This window comes from Streptomyces sp. NPDC088116 (genome assembly GCF_044741745.1).
Lineage (GTDB): Bacteria > Actinomycetota > Actinomycetes > Streptomycetales > Streptomycetaceae > Streptomyces.
The window spans coordinates 1,382,785-1,397,026 of record NZ_JBIUTF010000002.1; the positions used below are offsets into that span (position 1 = coordinate 1,382,785).

Sequence of the window (14,242 nt, forward strand, 5' to 3'; positions counted from 1 at the left end):
CGTCCCCGTGGCCACCCTCACCGGTCGTGCCACGGGCGTACCGCTGCTCAGGATCGTACGGCGCCGGGGGCCGCCGGGACGCGCGTTTGCACAGCCCCCCGGGCACGGGCTTACGGTAAACGTTTGCATCAGCGTCTGATCACAGTCGATCGGCTCTGCGTGACTCTGATCGATGAGGAAGAGGAAACACCCCATGCGCGCGACAGTCATCCATGCCCCCCACGACATACGGGTGGAAGAGGTGGCGGACCCCACGATCCGGCAGTCCACCGACGCGGTGGTGCGGGTCCTGCGTGCCTGTATTTGCGGTAGCGATTTGTGGCCGTACCGCGGTGAGGGCCCCACCGGGCCCGAGCAGCGCATCGGCCACGAGTTCCTCGGTGTGATCGAGGAAGCCGGCTCGGACGTGAACGGATTCTCGGCGGGCGATCTTGTCGTCGCGCCCTTCGCGTGGTCCGACGGTCTCTGTGACTTCTGCCATGACGGGGTCCAGACCTCCTGCCCCCAGGGCGGCATCTGGGGCGAGCCCGGGTCCGACGGCGGACAGGGCGAGGCCGTACGCGTGCCCTTCGCCGACGGCACGCTCGTCAAGCTCCCGGCCGACGCGGCCTCCGACGACCGGCTGCTGACCGGGCTGCTGGCGCTCTCCGACGTGATGGGCACCGGCCACCACGCGGCCGTCGGCGCGGGCGTGCGGCGGGGCAGCACGGTCGCGGTCGTCGGCGACGGCGCGGTCGGCCTCTGCGGTGTGCTGGCCGCCCAGCGGCTCGGCGCCGACCGGATCATCGCGCTCGGCCGCCACCGGTCCCGTACCGACATCGCCAAGACCTTCGGCGCCACCGAGATCGTCGCCGAGCGGGGTGACGCGGCGGTCGAGGCCGTACTGGAACTCACCCGCGGGCAGGGCGCGCACTGCGTCATCGAGGCGGTCGGCACCGAGCAGTCGATGAACACGGCCCTGCGGATCGCCCGCGGCGGCGGCTCCGTCGGCTATGTCGGCGTGCCGCACGGCAGCGCCACCGGCGTGGACCTGGGCCACATGTTCAAGTCGAACATCGCCCTGCGCGGCGGCGTCGCCCCCGCCCGCGCCTACCTTCCCGAGCTGCTTCCCGACGTGCTGGACGGCACGATCGACCCGTCGCCGGTCTTCGACATGACGGTCGGCCTCGATGACGTGCCGAACGGCTACCGGGCGATGGACGAGCGCACCGCGCTCAAGGTCCTCGTCAAGCCGTGACCCGGAGGTCGTGACTCGTGCGGACGGGGGTTACGCCGCTGCCGGCGTAACCCCCGTCCGTGTACCGCCTGTTGTTTACTTGCGCACCGCGTCCAGGGCGTTGACCAGGCCTGCCCCGTAGAAGCTGTTGTGGCGCTCGCCGCCCGTGCAGACCGCGTCGATCTCGCCGTCACCGTCGATGTCGTACGACGGCGGGCAGGCGGTTTCGTCGGCCTGCGCCGTGAGCAGGGCCTTGATCGCCCAGGCCGAGGCGCGCGGGTGCGTGGACTTCAGCAGCGCGGCGACGCCCGCGGCGTGCGGGGACGCCATCGACGTACCGGCCATGTACCCCCACGTGCCACCCGGCAGCGGGCCCAGGATCAGACCGCTGGTCGCCGGCGGGGCCGGTGTCTGGTACGAGGTGGAGTCGCCGCCCGGGGCCGCGACATCGACGACACCCAGACCGTGGTTGGAGAACGAGGACTTCAGCCCCTTGGCGCCCGTGGACGCCACGGTGACCACACCCGGCAGCTGGGTCGGTATGTCCAGGCACTCGGACGGGTCGATGACACGGTCGCCCGGAGTGGTGTCGTTCGGGCTGGTCGGGTCGGTGATCGAGTCGGACGCGAGATCGTAGTTCTCGTTGCCCGCCGCGGCCACATTGACCGTGCCCTTCTTCTCGGCGTACCGAGTGGCCCGGGTGAGGGCGTCGACCAGGGCCTTCTGGTCCGGGTCGGTCGTGCAGTTGAAGTACCACGGGTCGGTGTAATAGCTGTTGTTCGTCACATCGACACCGTGCTCGGCGGCCCAGACGAAGCCGCATACGACGGCCTCGGTGTAGAAGAACCCGGCCGTCGTCGACACCTTGATGCCGGAGACCTTCACACCCGGCGCGACACCGGTGATACCCACGCCGTTCTTCGCGCCCGCTATCTCACCCGCCACATGCGTGCCGTGCGGGCTCTCCTCGGCGCTCGGCCGCCAGGCGCCGTCCGCCGTGTCCGGCTTGCCGCCCACGCAGTTCACCGACGCGTCACGGTCGAAGTTCGGCGCTATGTCCGGGTGCGTGTCGTCGACACCCGTGTCGATGACGGCGACCGTGACGTTCTTGCTGCCGAGCGTCTTCTCGTGCGCCTTGTCCGCCTTGATGGCGGGCAGGTCCCACTGCAAGGGCTCCAACGGGTCCTGACCGGCGGCCTTCGCGCTCGCCTTCGTCCTCGCGGTCGCGGCCGCGACCTCGTCGGCGCCGAGCACCTGGGGCTCGCCGACATCCGTCGTGGACTGCGCGGGCAGCGGCGCCGTACGGGTGGCACCGGCCGAACCGACCCCGGGGACCTTGCGGATGCTCCGGGCGAAGTCGGGGTTCTGCGAGGTGACGACTATGACGCCTATCTGCTCATAGCTCGTCACCACCGTGCCGCCGGCGCGGTCGATCGCCTTCTTGACTGCCTTGACGGTGGAGTGCCCGCCACGGGTGTTCACCACGTACGAGAGCTTCGGGCCGTCCTCGGCCACCGCGGCGGGTGCGCTGTCCGCCGGAGCGGCCGAGGCCATGGTGGCGGGCAGGAGGCCGAGCGAAGCGGTGAGCGCCAGACCTACGGGCAGGGCGAGTACGCGCCGCCGTCTGGATCCCAGATGAGCCATGGGTTCTCCACATCATCCGTGAAATGCCGTCCCTCGCGCACGTCGCGCGCGGACGGGGGCATGACAAGCGAACTTATCTCTGATCATCCCTGCTCATCAATGATTTCCAGAAGAAAGCACAAGAAAAAGGCCGGTGTTGAACCGCTTCGCGATGCCCTCCGTGCCGTTGTCAGGGAGACGTGCACCAACCCACCCCCCGCGAGGTCCCCCTAATGACCCACCCCATCGCACCCGCGTCACGAGGAGATTCCGTGGCTACCGATGTCTCGCCGCCCGAGGGCGGTAAGGACCCCAGCCCCGACCAGCACACACCGGCCGAGCCGACGCCGGCCTCGTCCACACCGGCCCAGCCCACGACGGCCCAGTTCGTCGAGGTGCAGGAGAGCGCGGAGTTCGGCGAACTGCGCCGCACCTACCGCTCCTTCGCCTTCCCGCTGACCATCGCCTTCATCGCCTGGTACCTGCTGTACGTCCTGCTGTCCAACTACGCGGGCGGCTTCATGGGCACCAAGCTCTTCGGCAACATCAACGTCGCCCTGGTCCTCGGCCTCGCGCAGTTCGCCACCACCTTCCTCATCGCCTGGTTCTACGCCCGGCACGCGTCCCGGCAGCTCGACCCGAAGGCGGACGCCATCAAGTCCCGTATGGAGGCGGACGTATGAGTCACTCCGGCCAGCTCATGAGCCACCCCGGCCAGCTGATCAGCCACCCGGTCCCGCACCAGCTCGCCGCCGCCACGGACGCCAGCGAGCACCGGCCGCTGATCATCACGCTGTTCGGGCTCTTCGTCGTCGCCACCCTGGTCATCACCGTCTGGGCCGGCCGCCAGACCAAGAGTGCCTCCGACTTCTACGCGGGCGGACGGCAGTTCACCGGTTTCCAGAACGGCCTCGCGGTCTCCGGCGACTACATGTCCGCCGCGTCCTTCCTCGGTATCGCCGGCGCCATCTCCCTCTTCGGCTACGACGGCTTCCTCTACTCCATCGGCTTCCTGGTCGCCTGGCTGGTCGCGCTGCTGCTCGTCGCCGAACCGCTGCGCAACTCCGGCCGGTACACGATGGGCGACGTCCTCGCGTACCGCATGCGCCAGCGCCCGGTCCGTACCGCCGCAGGCACCTCCACCATCGTCGTCTCGATCTTCTACCTGCTGGCGCAGATGGCCGGTGCGGGCGTGCTGGTCTCGCTGCTGCTCGGCATCACCAGCGACGGCGGGAAGATCGCCATCGTCGCGCTGGTCGGCCTGCTGATGATCGTGTACGTCACCATCGGCGGGATGAAGGGCACCACCTGGGTCCAGATGGTCAAGGCCGTGCTGCTCATCGCCGGCACCCTGCTGATCACCTTCCTGATCCTGTGGAAGTTCCACTTCAACCTGTCCGACCTGCTGGGCACGGCGGCGAGCAACAGCGGCAAGGGAGCGGCCTTCCTGGAGCCCGGCCTCAAGTACGGGGCCACCGAGACCTCGAAGCTGGACTTCATCTCGCTCGGCATCGCGCTGGTCCTCGGTACGGCGGGCCTGCCGCACATCCTGATCCGCTTCTACACCGTGCCGACCGCCAAGGCCGCCCGTAAGTCGGTCATCTGGGCCATCGGCATCATCGGCGCCTTCTACCTGATGACCATCGTGCTCGGCTTCGGCGCCGCCGCGCTGCTCAAGCCCGGCGACATCATCGCCTCCAACAAGGCGGGCAACACGGCGGCCCCGCTGGCCGCCCTGGAGATCGGCGGCGGCGCCGACTCGACGGGCGGCGCGATCCTGCTCGCCGTGATCTCCGCCGTCGCCTTCGCCACCATCCTCGCGGTGGTCGCGGGCCTCACCCTGGCGTCCTCGTCGTCCTTCGCGCACGACATCTACGCCAACGTCATCCGCAAGGGCCAGGCCACCGAGAAGGAGGAGGTCCGCGCGGCACGCTGGGCGACCGTCGCCATCGGTATCGTCTCCATCGCGCTCGGCGCCCTCGCCCGCGATCTGAACGTGGCCGGACTGGTCGCGCTCGCCTTCGCCGTCGCCGCCTCGGCCAATCTGCCGACCATCCTCTACAGCCTGTTCTGGAAGAGGTTCACCACGCGGGGCGCTCTCTGGTCGATCTACGGAGGTCTGGCCTCGTCCGTGCTGCTGGTGCTGTTCTCGCCGGTCGTCTCGGGCAAGCCGACCTCGATGTTCCCGGGTGTCGACTTCCACTTCTTCCCGCTGGAGAACCCGGGGCTGATCTCGATCCCGCTGGGCTTCCTGCTCGGCTGGCTCGGCACCGTACTGTCGAAGGAGGAGCCGGACAAGGGCAAGTACGCCGAACTGGAGGTCAAGTCCCTCACCGGCACCGGGGCGCACTGACCGAGGAGTCGCGTCCGTACAAGAAAGTCCGTACAAGCGGGTCCGTACAAGGAGCGTCCGTACCAGAGCCTTTTCCGTGGCCGCGCCGTAGAGTCCTACGGCGCGGCCACGCCGCTGCTGCGCTCCCCGTGGCAAGCGGGCCTCGGGTGGTGTCAGAGGTCTGACGTACGCTCGACGGTGTCGGATCCGATCACGGAGACCACCGGGAGGGGGCCCACAGTGCTCATCGACACCTACGGCCGAGTGGCCACCGACTTGCGCGTCTCACTCACGGACCGGTGCAACCTCCGCTGCACGTACTGCATGCCGGAAGAGGGCCTCCAGTGGCTCACCAAGTCCGACCTGCTGAGCGACGACGAGATCGTGCGGCTGATCGGGATCGCCGTGACGCGGCTGGGCATCACCGAAGTCCGGTTCACCGGCGGCGAGCCGCTGCTCAGGCCCGGTCTGGTCGGGATCGTTGAGCGGTGCGCGGGGCTGACGCCACGCCCCAGGATGTCCCTGACCACGAACGGGATAGGACTCAAGCGCACGGCCGCCGCGCTGAAGGCCGCCGGCCTGGACCGCGTCAACGTCTCGCTCGACACCCTGCGGCCCGAGGTCTTCAAGACCCTCACCCGCCGCGACCGGCACGCGGATGTGCTCGACGGGCTGCGTGCGGCCCGCGACGCCGGACTGACCCCGGTCAAGGTCAACACCGTTCTGATGCCTGGGCTCAACGACGACGAGGCGCCCGAGCTGCTGGCCTGGGCCGTGGAGCACGGCTACGAACTCCGCTTCATCGAGCAGATGCCGCTCGACGCCCAGCACGGCTGGAAGCGCGACGGCATGATCACGGCCGGTCACATAGTGGAATCGCTGCGTACGCGCTTCCGGCTGACCGAGGAGGGCGAGTCCGAGCGTGGTTCGGCGCCCGCCGAGCGCTGGGTCGTGGACGGCGGCCCGCACCGCGTCGGGGTGATCGGGTCCGTGACCCGCCCGTTCTGCCACGCCTGCGACCGCACCCGGCTGACCGCCGACGGACAGATACGCACCTGCCTGTTCGCCCAGGAGGAGACGGACCTGCGGAGCGCGCTGCGCTCGGAGGCGCCCGACGAGGAGATCGCCAGGCTCTGGAAGCTGGCGATGTGGGGCAAGAAGGCCGGCTCCGGGCTGGACGATCCGGCCTTCCTCCAGCCCGACCGCCCGATGTCAGCCATCGGAGGCTGAGCGGCCCTCCCACTCGGCGAGGGTCACGACCTCCTTGAGGAAACCGCGCACGCCGAGGAACGAGGAGAGATGCTCGCGATGCTCGTCACAGGCGAGCCAGGTCTTGCGCCGCTCCGGGGTGTGCAGCTTGGGATTGTTCCAGGCGAGGACCCAGACGGCCGGGGCGCGGCAGCCCTTCGCGGAACAGACCGGCGTCGCGTCGTCGTCGGCGGCGGGGCCGGGGGAGAAAAGGCCACCGAAATCGGCGGGACCTGATGAATCGGGGGAGTTCACCCGACCACCCTAGGCCAACGCCGGGCCGCGTCCGGCGGATGGAAAACAGGGCCGGAGGCGGTGCCGGAAAGCGATGCCGGAAATGGCGACGCCGGGCAGCCACGGGGGGAGCTGCCCGGCGTCGGTCCATCGCTCCGACGGGGGATGCGGAGCGCCTGGAAAGTATGTCATGAGCAACAGGGTGCCGGGCACCGGAACTTCACGATTGATCTGAGGTTTTCCTGAGCTTCGCGGACCGCTCGATACCGTTTCCGTGAACCGCCGGCCGCGTCCGGTCACGCCTTTTCGTGCGTGGGAGGGGCCTGCTCCCGGTCGCTCGCCGTGGCTCCGCACTCCGTCGTGGCGGTTCCGGACGGGGGCGCGATCATCGTACGGACCGGTGCGGTGACGTACGTCGACGGCATCGAAGGGACGTTCTCCCGGCCCGCGTTGGCGATCACCACGGCCACGTACGGAAGCAGCACCCCGAGGGCGAGCGTCACGATCGCGACCGGCCGTTCCACGTTCCACAGGGCCACGGTCGCGATCACCGAAAGGGTCCGTACGGACATCGAGATCACATACCGGCGCTGCCGGCCGCGCACATCGTCGGCGAGTCCCTGCCGGGCGCCCGTGATCCGGAAAACCTCAGCGCCGCTCTGCTTCCGCATCACGTTCCACCACCTGATTCCTGTGCCGGACTCTCCCCGGACCGGACTCCCACCACGGTACGCCGGGGCCCCCGCGCCGACGAGAGCGGGTCACCCTCATCCTGACCGATCCATCTGGTCCCGCCACGTACGGCATCGTCCGACATGCGGCGTATGGCGTATCACCCCACACTGAGCGCACATGCGCATACCGCGCCGCATGAGGAGGCGACGATGAGCTGGTTGTGGGCAATCATTGTGGGTCTGGTGCTCGGTCTGATCGCCAGAGCGGTCATCCCGGGCAAGCAGCACATCCCCCTGTGGCTGACGACCTTGTGCGGCATCCTGGGCAGCATTCTCGGCAACGCCGTCGCGAGCTGGATCGGCGTCGCCAACACCAAGGGCATCGACTGGACCCGACATGTGCTCCAGCTGATCGGCGCCATCCTCGTGGTCTTCGTGGCCGACATGATCTGGAACGCGGTCCGGGGCGGCAAGGGCAAGAGCGCCCGGCAGAGAGCCTGAGTCCGGCCCGACCGGACCCTGGGAGGGAAACGGCCGGGGCCGGGTACGAGAACTCTCGTACCCGGCCCCGGCCGTATGCGATACGGCGATATGGCGAAACGCGCGGCAGCGCGATGCCGGCGCCACCGCGCCTGTCGTCCGGTCAGCCGGCCGTGACCTCGATCGCGGCCAGGTTCTTCTTGCCCCGGCGCAGCACCAGCCAGCGCCCGTGCAGCAGTTCCGTACGGTCCGGGACGGTGTCCGCGTCGGCGACCTTCACGTTGTTCACGTAGGCCCCGCCCTCCTTGACCGTGCGCCGGGCAGCCGACTTGCTCGGCGCCAGCCCGGCCTCGGCGAAGAGGTCCACCACCGGTCCCAGCTCGGCGATCCGGGCGCGCGGCACCTCGGAGAGCGCCGCGCTCAGCGTCGCCTCGTCCAGCCCCGTCAGCTCACCCTGGCCGAACAGCGCCCGGGACGCCGCGACGACCGCCGCGCACTGGTCCGCGCCATGGACGAGCGTCGTCAGCTCCTCCGCCAGCGCCCGCTGGGCCGCGCGGGCCTGCGGACGCTGGGCGGTGAGCTGCTCCAGCTCCTCCAGCTCCGCGCGGCTCTTGAAGCTGAGGATGCGGCTGTACGCGGAGATGTCCCGGTCGTCCACGTTCAGCCAGAACTGGTAGAAGGCGTACGGCGTGGTCATCTCCGGGTCGAGCCAGACCGCCCCGCCCTCCGTCTTGCCGAACTTGGTCCCGTCCGCCTTCGTCATCAGCGGCGTGGCCAGCGCGTGCACGGCGGCGTCCGGCTCCAGGCGGTGGATCAGGTCGAGCCCCGCGGTGAGATTGCCCCACTGGTCGCTGCCGCCCTGCTGGAGGACACAGCCGTACCGCCGGTACAGCTCCAGGAAGTCCATGCTCTGGAGCAGCTGGTAGCTGAACTCGGTGTAGCTGATGCCCTCGTCGGACTCCAGCCGGCGGGCGATGGAGTCCTTGGCGAGCATCCGGTTGACCCGGAAGTGCTTGCCGATGTCCCGCAGGAACTCGATCGCGGACATGCCCGCGGTCCAGTCCAGGTTGTTGACCATCGTGGCCGCGTTCGGGCCCTCGAACGTCAGGAACGGCTCGATCTGCGACCGCAGCCGCGCCACCCAGGCGGCGACCGTCTCCGGATCGTTCAGCGTCCGCTCGGCGGTCGGCCGGGGGTCACCGATCTGCCCGGTGGCCCCGCCCACCAGGGCCAGCGGCCGGTGCCCCGCCTGCTGGAGCCTGCGTACGGTCAGGACCTGCACGAGATGCCCCACGTGCAGGCTGGCCGCGGTCGGGTCGAACCCGCAATAGAACGTGACGGGACCGTCCGCGAGCGCCTTGCGCAAAGCGTCCTCGTCAGTGGACTGGGCGAACAGCCCGCGCCACTTCAGCTCGTCGACGATGTCCGTCACGGTCGCAGCTCTCCTCGGAATGGTCCGTACGCGAATGCCTCGTACGTGGGTGGTTCATATATGTACGACCAGTCTATGGGCGTCACACGCCCCGGCTGACCGAGCTCATGTTGAAGTCCGGGACGCGCAGCGCGGGCATCGCCGCCCGGGTGAACCAGTCGCCCCACTCGCGCGGCAGCGTCTTCTGCGTACGTCCGGCCTCGGTCACCCGCGACAGCAGACCCACGGGCGACTCGTTGAACCGGAAGTTGTTCACCTCCCCGACGACCTCGCCGTTCTCGACGAGATACACGCCGTCCCGGGTCAGCCCGGTGAGCAGCAGCGTCGCCGGGTCGACCTCGCGGATGTACCAGAGGCAGGTCAGCAGCAGCCCGCGCGCGGTGGCCGACACCATCTCCTCCAGCGAACGCTCACCGCCGCCGTCCAGGATCAGATTGCCGATGCCGGGCGCGACCGGCAGCCCGGTCAGGGCGGCGCTGTGCCGGGTGGTGACCAGACGGCTCAGCTCCCCGCCCCGTACCCAGTCCGTCGCCGCCAGCGGCAGACCGTTGTCGAACACGGACGCGTCGTCACCGGAGGCGTGCGCGATCACGAACGGAGCGGACTCCAGACCCGGCTCGTGCGGGTCGCTGCGCAGGTTCAGCGGCAGCTCGGAGAGCTTCTCCCCGACGCGGGTGCCGCCGCCGGGGCGGGAGAAGACCGTACGGCCCTCCGCGGCGTCGCGGGCGGCCGAGGACCACAGCTGGTAGATCAGCAGATCGGCCACGGCGGTGGGCGGCAGCAGCGTCTCGTACCGCCCGGCGGGCAGCTCGATCTTCCGCTCGGCCCAGGCCAGCCGCTGCGCCAGCTCGGTGTCGAGGGACGCCGGGTCCACATCCTTGAAGTCGCGCGTGGCCCGGCCGGCCCAGGCGGAGCGGGTGCGGTCGGGGGACTTGGCGTTCAGCTCCAGCGTGCCGCTCGGCTGGTCGTGGCGCAGTCGTACGCCCGTCGACGTACCGAGGTAGGTCGAGGTCAGCATGTGGTGGGCGAAGCCGTACAGCTCACGGCCGCCGGCGCGGGCACGGGCGAACGACTCGCCGAGCGCGGGCGCGAAGTCCGCGAAGACGGCGGAGGTCGTCTCGGCGGGCGCGTCCCTGAAATCCCCGCCCCCGGCACCGTTCGCCCGGTCCGCGTCGACCAGGGGCCGGGCGTCCTCGGCGGGCTCCGCCCCGCGCGCGGCGGCCTCGGCGGCCCGTACGACCTGCTCCAACTCGTCGGCGGTGACGGCGGAACGCGACACGACCCCGGAGGCGGTGCCCCGCGCGCCGTCGACCGTCGCGACGACCGTCAGCGTCCGGCCACGGGTGACCCCGTTCGTGGTCAGCGCGTTGCCCGCCCAGCGCAGATTGGCGGAGGACTGCTCGTCGGCGATGACCACACAGCCGTCGGCGGTGGACAGTTCGAGAGCGCGCTCCACGATCTCGTACGGCTTGCTGCTGCGGCTCGCGGTCATCGTCCGGCCTCCTGCGTGGTGTTGAGACTGTGCTGCCTCGGGGTACGGCCCCCGGACCCCCGCCCGGTTTCCCTGATCGCCCTCATCGCCCCGCCTCCTGCGTCGTGTTCAGGATGTTGACACCGCGGAACAGGGCGGACGGACAGCCGTGGGAGACCGCCGCGACCTGACCCGGCTGCGCCTTGCCGCAGTTGAAGGCGCCGCCCAGGACATACGTCTGCGGTCCGCCGACCGCCTCCATGGAGCCCCAGAAGTCCGTGGTCGTCGCCTGGTAGGCGACATCGCGCAACTGGCCCGCCAGCTTGCCGTTCTCGATACGGAAGAACCGCTGGCCGGTGAACTGGAAGTTGTAGCGCTGCATGTCGATCGACCACGACCGGTCGCCGACCACATAGATCCCGCGCTCCACACCACCGATCAGGTCCTCCGTGGCGAGCCCGCCCGGATCCGGCCGCAGCGACACGTTCGCCATGCGCTGTACGGGCACATGGCCCGGCGAATCGGCGTACGCGCAGCCGTTGGAGCGGCCGAGGCCGGTGAGCTTGGCGATACGGCGGTCCAGCTGGTACCCGACGAGCGTGCCGTCCTTGACCAGGTCCCAGGACTGCGCCTCGACGCCCTCGTCGTCGTACCCGATGGTGGCCAGACCGTGTTCGGCGGTCCTGTCCCCCGTCACATTCATCACCGAGGAGCCGTACGCCAGCTTCCCGAGCTGGTCGAACGTGGCGAAGGAGGTGCCCGCGTACGCCGCCTCGTACCCCAACGCCCGGTCCAGCTCGGTGGCATGACCGATCGACTCGTGGATCGTCAGCCACAGATTGGACGGGTCGACCACCAGGTCGTACGTGCCCGCCTCCACGCTCGGCGCGCGCATCTTCTCGGCGAGCAGCCCGGGAATGCGCTCCAGTTCGGCGTCCCAGTCCCAGCCCGTCCCGGTCAGGTACTCCCAGCCCCGGCCGGCGGGCGGGGCGATCGTCCGCATCGAGTCGAACTCACCACTCTTGCCGTCCACCGCGACGGCGGTGAGCTGCGGATGCAGTCGCACGCGCTGCTGGGTGGTGACCGTGCCTGCGGTGTCCGCGTAGAACTTGTTCTCATGGACGGTGAGCAGCGACGCGTCCACATGCGCGACGCCCTCGGCCCGCAGCAGCCGCGCGCTCCACTCGGCGAGCAGGCCGCTCTTGTCCTCGTCGGGCACCTCGAACGGGTCGATCTCGTACGCCGAGACCCAGGTCCTCTCGGCGTGCACCGGCTCCTCGGCCAGCTCGACACGCTCGTCGGAACCGGCGGCCGAGATCACCTTCGCGGACAGCCTGGCCATCGCCACGGCCTGCCCGGCGACCCGCGCCGCCGCGTCCATCGACAGATCGACCCCGGACGCGAAGCCCCAGGCGCCGCCGTGCACCACCCGGACCGCGTATCCGAGATCGGTGGTGTCCGACGACCCGGCGGGCTTGCCGTCCCGCAGCCGCCAGGCCGCGCCCCGTACCCGCTCGAACCGGAAATCGGCATGGTCGGCGCCGAGCGCCCGCGCGCGGGCGAGCGCGGCGTCGGCGAGCGCCCGCAGTGGCAGTGCCAGGAACGACTGATCTACCTCATGGGGCACGTCGGCCTCCCCTTCTCGCACCTCTGGGATATCTGCTCGCAGTGAATCACGCGGGACAGGCGGCCCGAGGGCCCATTACGGCACCTTGGCCACCCGTGGCAGGGCGTGTGGTACGGGCCGAGGGGACCCCGTCCCCGATCGTGCTGTAGGTACATCGCGGATTGTGCTGTACGTACATCGGGCCGGATGATCAGCGGGACGGACGCGGAGTCCGTCGCCGGTCGGCGATGGCCGAGACGCGTTGGCCGAGACCCATTTCTGTAGAGACCCGACAGGGACCGTACCGAGGTGCTGTCAGGGGGCGATTGCCTGGGACGGGGCCGGTGGCGGTAGGTTTTCGAGGAACCAGACCGCTAGGGAAAGGCTGATCCGTTGAGCCGCTCGGTTCTCGTCACCGGAGGAAACCGGGGCATCGGCCTCGCCATCGCCCGCGCCTTCGCCGACAACGGCGACAAGGTCGCCATCACTTACCGTTCCGGCGAACCGCCGGAGGAGCTGACGAAGCTGGGCTGCCTGGCGGTCCGCTGCGACATCACCGACAGCGACCAGGTGGAGCAGGCCTACAAGGAGATCGAGGAGAAGCAGGGGCCCGTGGAGGTGCTGGTGGCCAACGCCGGTATCACCAATGACCAGCTGCTGATGCGGATGTCCGAGGAGGACTTCGTCTCCGTCCTCGACACCAACCTCACCGGCACCTTCCGGGTCGTCAAGCGCGCCAACCGCGCCATGCTGCGAGCCAAGAAGGGCCGGGTCGTCCTCCTCTCCTCGGTGGTGGGGCTGCTCGGCTCGGCGGGGCAGGCGAATTACGCCGCCTCCAAGGCCGGTCTGGTCGGTTTCGCCCGCTCCCTCGCCCGCGAACTGGGCTCGCGCAACATCACCTTCAATGTCGTCGCGCCCGGCTTCGTCGACACCGACATGACGAAGGTGCTCACCGACGAGCAGCGCGCGGGCATCGTCTCGCAGGTGCCGCTCGGCCGTTATGCGACGCCGGAGGAGATCGCCGCGACCGTGCGGTTCCTCGCCTCCGACGACGCCTCGTACATCACCGGAGCCGTCATTCCCGTTGACGGCGGATTGGGCATGGGTCACTGATCAACATGAGTGGAATCCTCGCCGGCAAACGCATTCTCGTGACGGGTGTCCTCACCGAGGGCTCCATCGCCTTCCACGCCGCCAAGGTCGCGCAGGAGGAGGGCGCCGAGGTCATTCTCACCGGCTTCGGCCGGCTCAGCCTCGTCGAGCGCATCGCCAAGCGACTGCCCAAGCCCGCCCCGGTCATCGAACTGGACGTCACCGACCAGGAGCAGCTGGACGGCCTGGCCGACAAGATCCGTGAGCACCAGGGGGAGGGTGCCGGGCTCGACGGCGTCGTGCACTCGATCGCCTTCGGCCCGCAGGGCGCCTTCAACTTCCTGGAGGGCACCTGGGAGGACGTCGGCACGGCGGTGCACGTCTCGGCGTACTCCCTGAAGTCGCTGACGACGGCCTGCCTGCCGCTGATGCCGCGCGGCGGCTCGGTCGTCGGCCTCACCTTCGACGCGCAGGTCGCCTGGCCGAAGTACGACTGGATGGGCGTCGCCAAGGCGGCCCTGGAGTCCACCAGCCGCTACCTCGCCCGTGACCTCGGTGCGAAGAACGTGCGCTGCAACCTGATCTCGGCCGGTCCCATCAAGTCGATGGCCGCCAAGTCCATCCCGGGCTTCGAGGAGCTGGCGGACGTGTGGAACCACCGCGCGCCGATCGGCTGGGACCTGTCGGACCCGGAGCCGGCCGGCCGGGGCGTCGTCGGTCTGCTGTCGGACTTCTTCCCGAAGACGACCGGCGAGATCGTCCACGTCGACGGTGGCGTGCACATGATGGGCGCCTGACGCTCGTACGTACACGGACAAGTAGTCCCGGAAGCCG

Annotated in this window: 13 protein-coding genes; 7 read left to right on the forward strand and 6 right to left on the reverse strand. The window is 69.6% G+C overall.

The features are described 5' to 3' along the window. Nucleotides 1-193: 193 nt before the first annotated feature. Nucleotides 194-1,237: a zinc-dependent alcohol dehydrogenase family protein gene (locus ACIOJD_RS12330; protein WP_401911503.1), complete on the forward strand. Its 1,044-nt coding sequence runs from the start codon at nucleotides 194-196 to the stop codon at nucleotides 1,235-1,237. Between the two features lie 75 nt (nucleotides 1,238-1,312). Here ACIOJD_RS12330 and ACIOJD_RS12335 read toward each other — a convergent pair whose 3' ends face one another. After that, nucleotides 1,313-2,860 carry a S8 family peptidase gene (locus tag ACIOJD_RS12335; RefSeq protein WP_401911506.1) on the reverse strand — a complete coding sequence of 516 codons (1,548 nt, stop codon included), beginning with the start codon at nucleotides 2,858-2,860 and terminating at the stop codon, nucleotides 1,313-1,315. A gap of 251 nt (nucleotides 2,861-3,111) precedes the next feature. On the opposite strand from ACIOJD_RS12335, the gene ACIOJD_RS12340 reads away from it, so the two are divergent. The 3 genes from ACIOJD_RS12340 (at nucleotide 3,112) to moaA (ending at nucleotide 6,401) form a co-directional block, all read left to right on the forward strand. Next, a complete protein-coding gene (locus ACIOJD_RS12340; RefSeq protein WP_401911509.1) occupies nucleotides 3,112-3,522 on the forward strand; it encodes a DUF485 domain-containing protein in 411 nt (136 codons plus the stop codon). 17 nt (nucleotides 3,523-3,539) lie between these two features. Further along, nucleotides 3,540-5,192 (forward strand): cation acetate symporter, encoded by a 1,653-nt coding sequence (locus ACIOJD_RS12345; protein ID WP_401911768.1) that lies wholly within the window; start codon nucleotides 3,540-3,542, stop codon nucleotides 5,190-5,192. A gap of 219 nt (nucleotides 5,193-5,411) precedes the next feature. After that, entirely contained in the window at nucleotides 5,412-6,401 is a 990-nt protein-coding gene (gene moaA / locus ACIOJD_RS12350; RefSeq protein ID WP_401911512.1) for a GTP 3',8-cyclase MoaA, read from the forward strand. Here moaA and ACIOJD_RS12355 read toward each other — a convergent pair. Beyond that, nucleotides 6,384-6,674, reverse strand: coding sequence for a hypothetical protein (locus ACIOJD_RS12355; protein WP_401911515.1), 291 nt, complete (start codon nucleotides 6,672-6,674; stop codon nucleotides 6,384-6,386). The two genes, moaA and ACIOJD_RS12355, sit on opposite strands and share 18 nt — an antisense overlap. Before the next feature lie 275 nt (nucleotides 6,675-6,949). Continuing rightward, nucleotides 6,950-7,324 (reverse strand): DUF3099 domain-containing protein, encoded by a 375-nt coding sequence (locus ACIOJD_RS12360; RefSeq protein WP_401911518.1) that lies wholly within the window; start codon nucleotides 7,322-7,324, stop codon nucleotides 6,950-6,952. A 213-nt stretch (nucleotides 7,325-7,537) separates the two neighbouring features. Between ACIOJD_RS12360 and ACIOJD_RS12365 the strand changes: the two genes are divergently transcribed. Further along, on the forward strand, nucleotides 7,538-7,828 hold the full coding sequence (locus ACIOJD_RS12365) for a GlsB/YeaQ/YmgE family stress response membrane protein (RefSeq protein ID WP_401911520.1): 291 nt from the start codon (nucleotides 7,538-7,540) through the stop codon (nucleotides 7,826-7,828). A 142-nt stretch (nucleotides 7,829-7,970) separates the two neighbouring features. On the opposite strand, the gene tyrS is transcribed toward ACIOJD_RS12365, so the two are convergent. The 3 genes from tyrS to ACIOJD_RS12380 all read right to left on the reverse strand — a co-directional run bounded on the left by tyrS (nucleotide 7,971) and on the right by ACIOJD_RS12380 (nucleotide 12,337). Then, complete coding sequence (gene tyrS / locus ACIOJD_RS12370; RefSeq protein WP_401911523.1) at nucleotides 7,971-9,239, reverse strand: tyrosine--tRNA ligase; 1,269 nt, start codon at nucleotides 9,237-9,239, stop codon at nucleotides 7,971-7,973. Nucleotides 9,240-9,321: 82 nt separating this feature from the next. Continuing rightward, nucleotides 9,322-10,731, reverse strand: coding sequence for a metallopeptidase TldD-related protein (locus ACIOJD_RS12375; protein ID WP_401911525.1), 1,410 nt, complete (start codon nucleotides 10,729-10,731; stop codon nucleotides 9,322-9,324). A gap of 82 nt (nucleotides 10,732-10,813) precedes the next feature. Then, complete coding sequence (locus ACIOJD_RS12380) at nucleotides 10,814-12,337, reverse strand: TldD/PmbA family protein (RefSeq protein ID WP_401911526.1); 1,524 nt, start codon at nucleotides 12,335-12,337, stop codon at nucleotides 10,814-10,816. A 372-nt stretch (nucleotides 12,338-12,709) separates the two neighbouring features. Here ACIOJD_RS12380 and fabG point away from each other — a divergent pair, with 372 nt between their 5' ends. Together fabG and fabI are read left to right on the forward strand one after the other, a co-directional pair. Then, nucleotides 12,710-13,429 (forward strand): 3-oxoacyl-[acyl-carrier-protein] reductase, encoded by a 720-nt coding sequence (fabG, locus tag ACIOJD_RS12385; RefSeq protein WP_401911528.1) that lies wholly within the window; start codon nucleotides 12,710-12,712, stop codon nucleotides 13,427-13,429. Between the two features lie 5 nt (nucleotides 13,430-13,434). Further along, nucleotides 13,435-14,205 (forward strand): enoyl-ACP reductase FabI, encoded by a 771-nt coding sequence (gene fabI / locus ACIOJD_RS12390; protein ID WP_401911529.1) that lies wholly within the window; start codon nucleotides 13,435-13,437, stop codon nucleotides 14,203-14,205. Nucleotides 14,206-14,242: the final 37 nt, after the last annotated feature.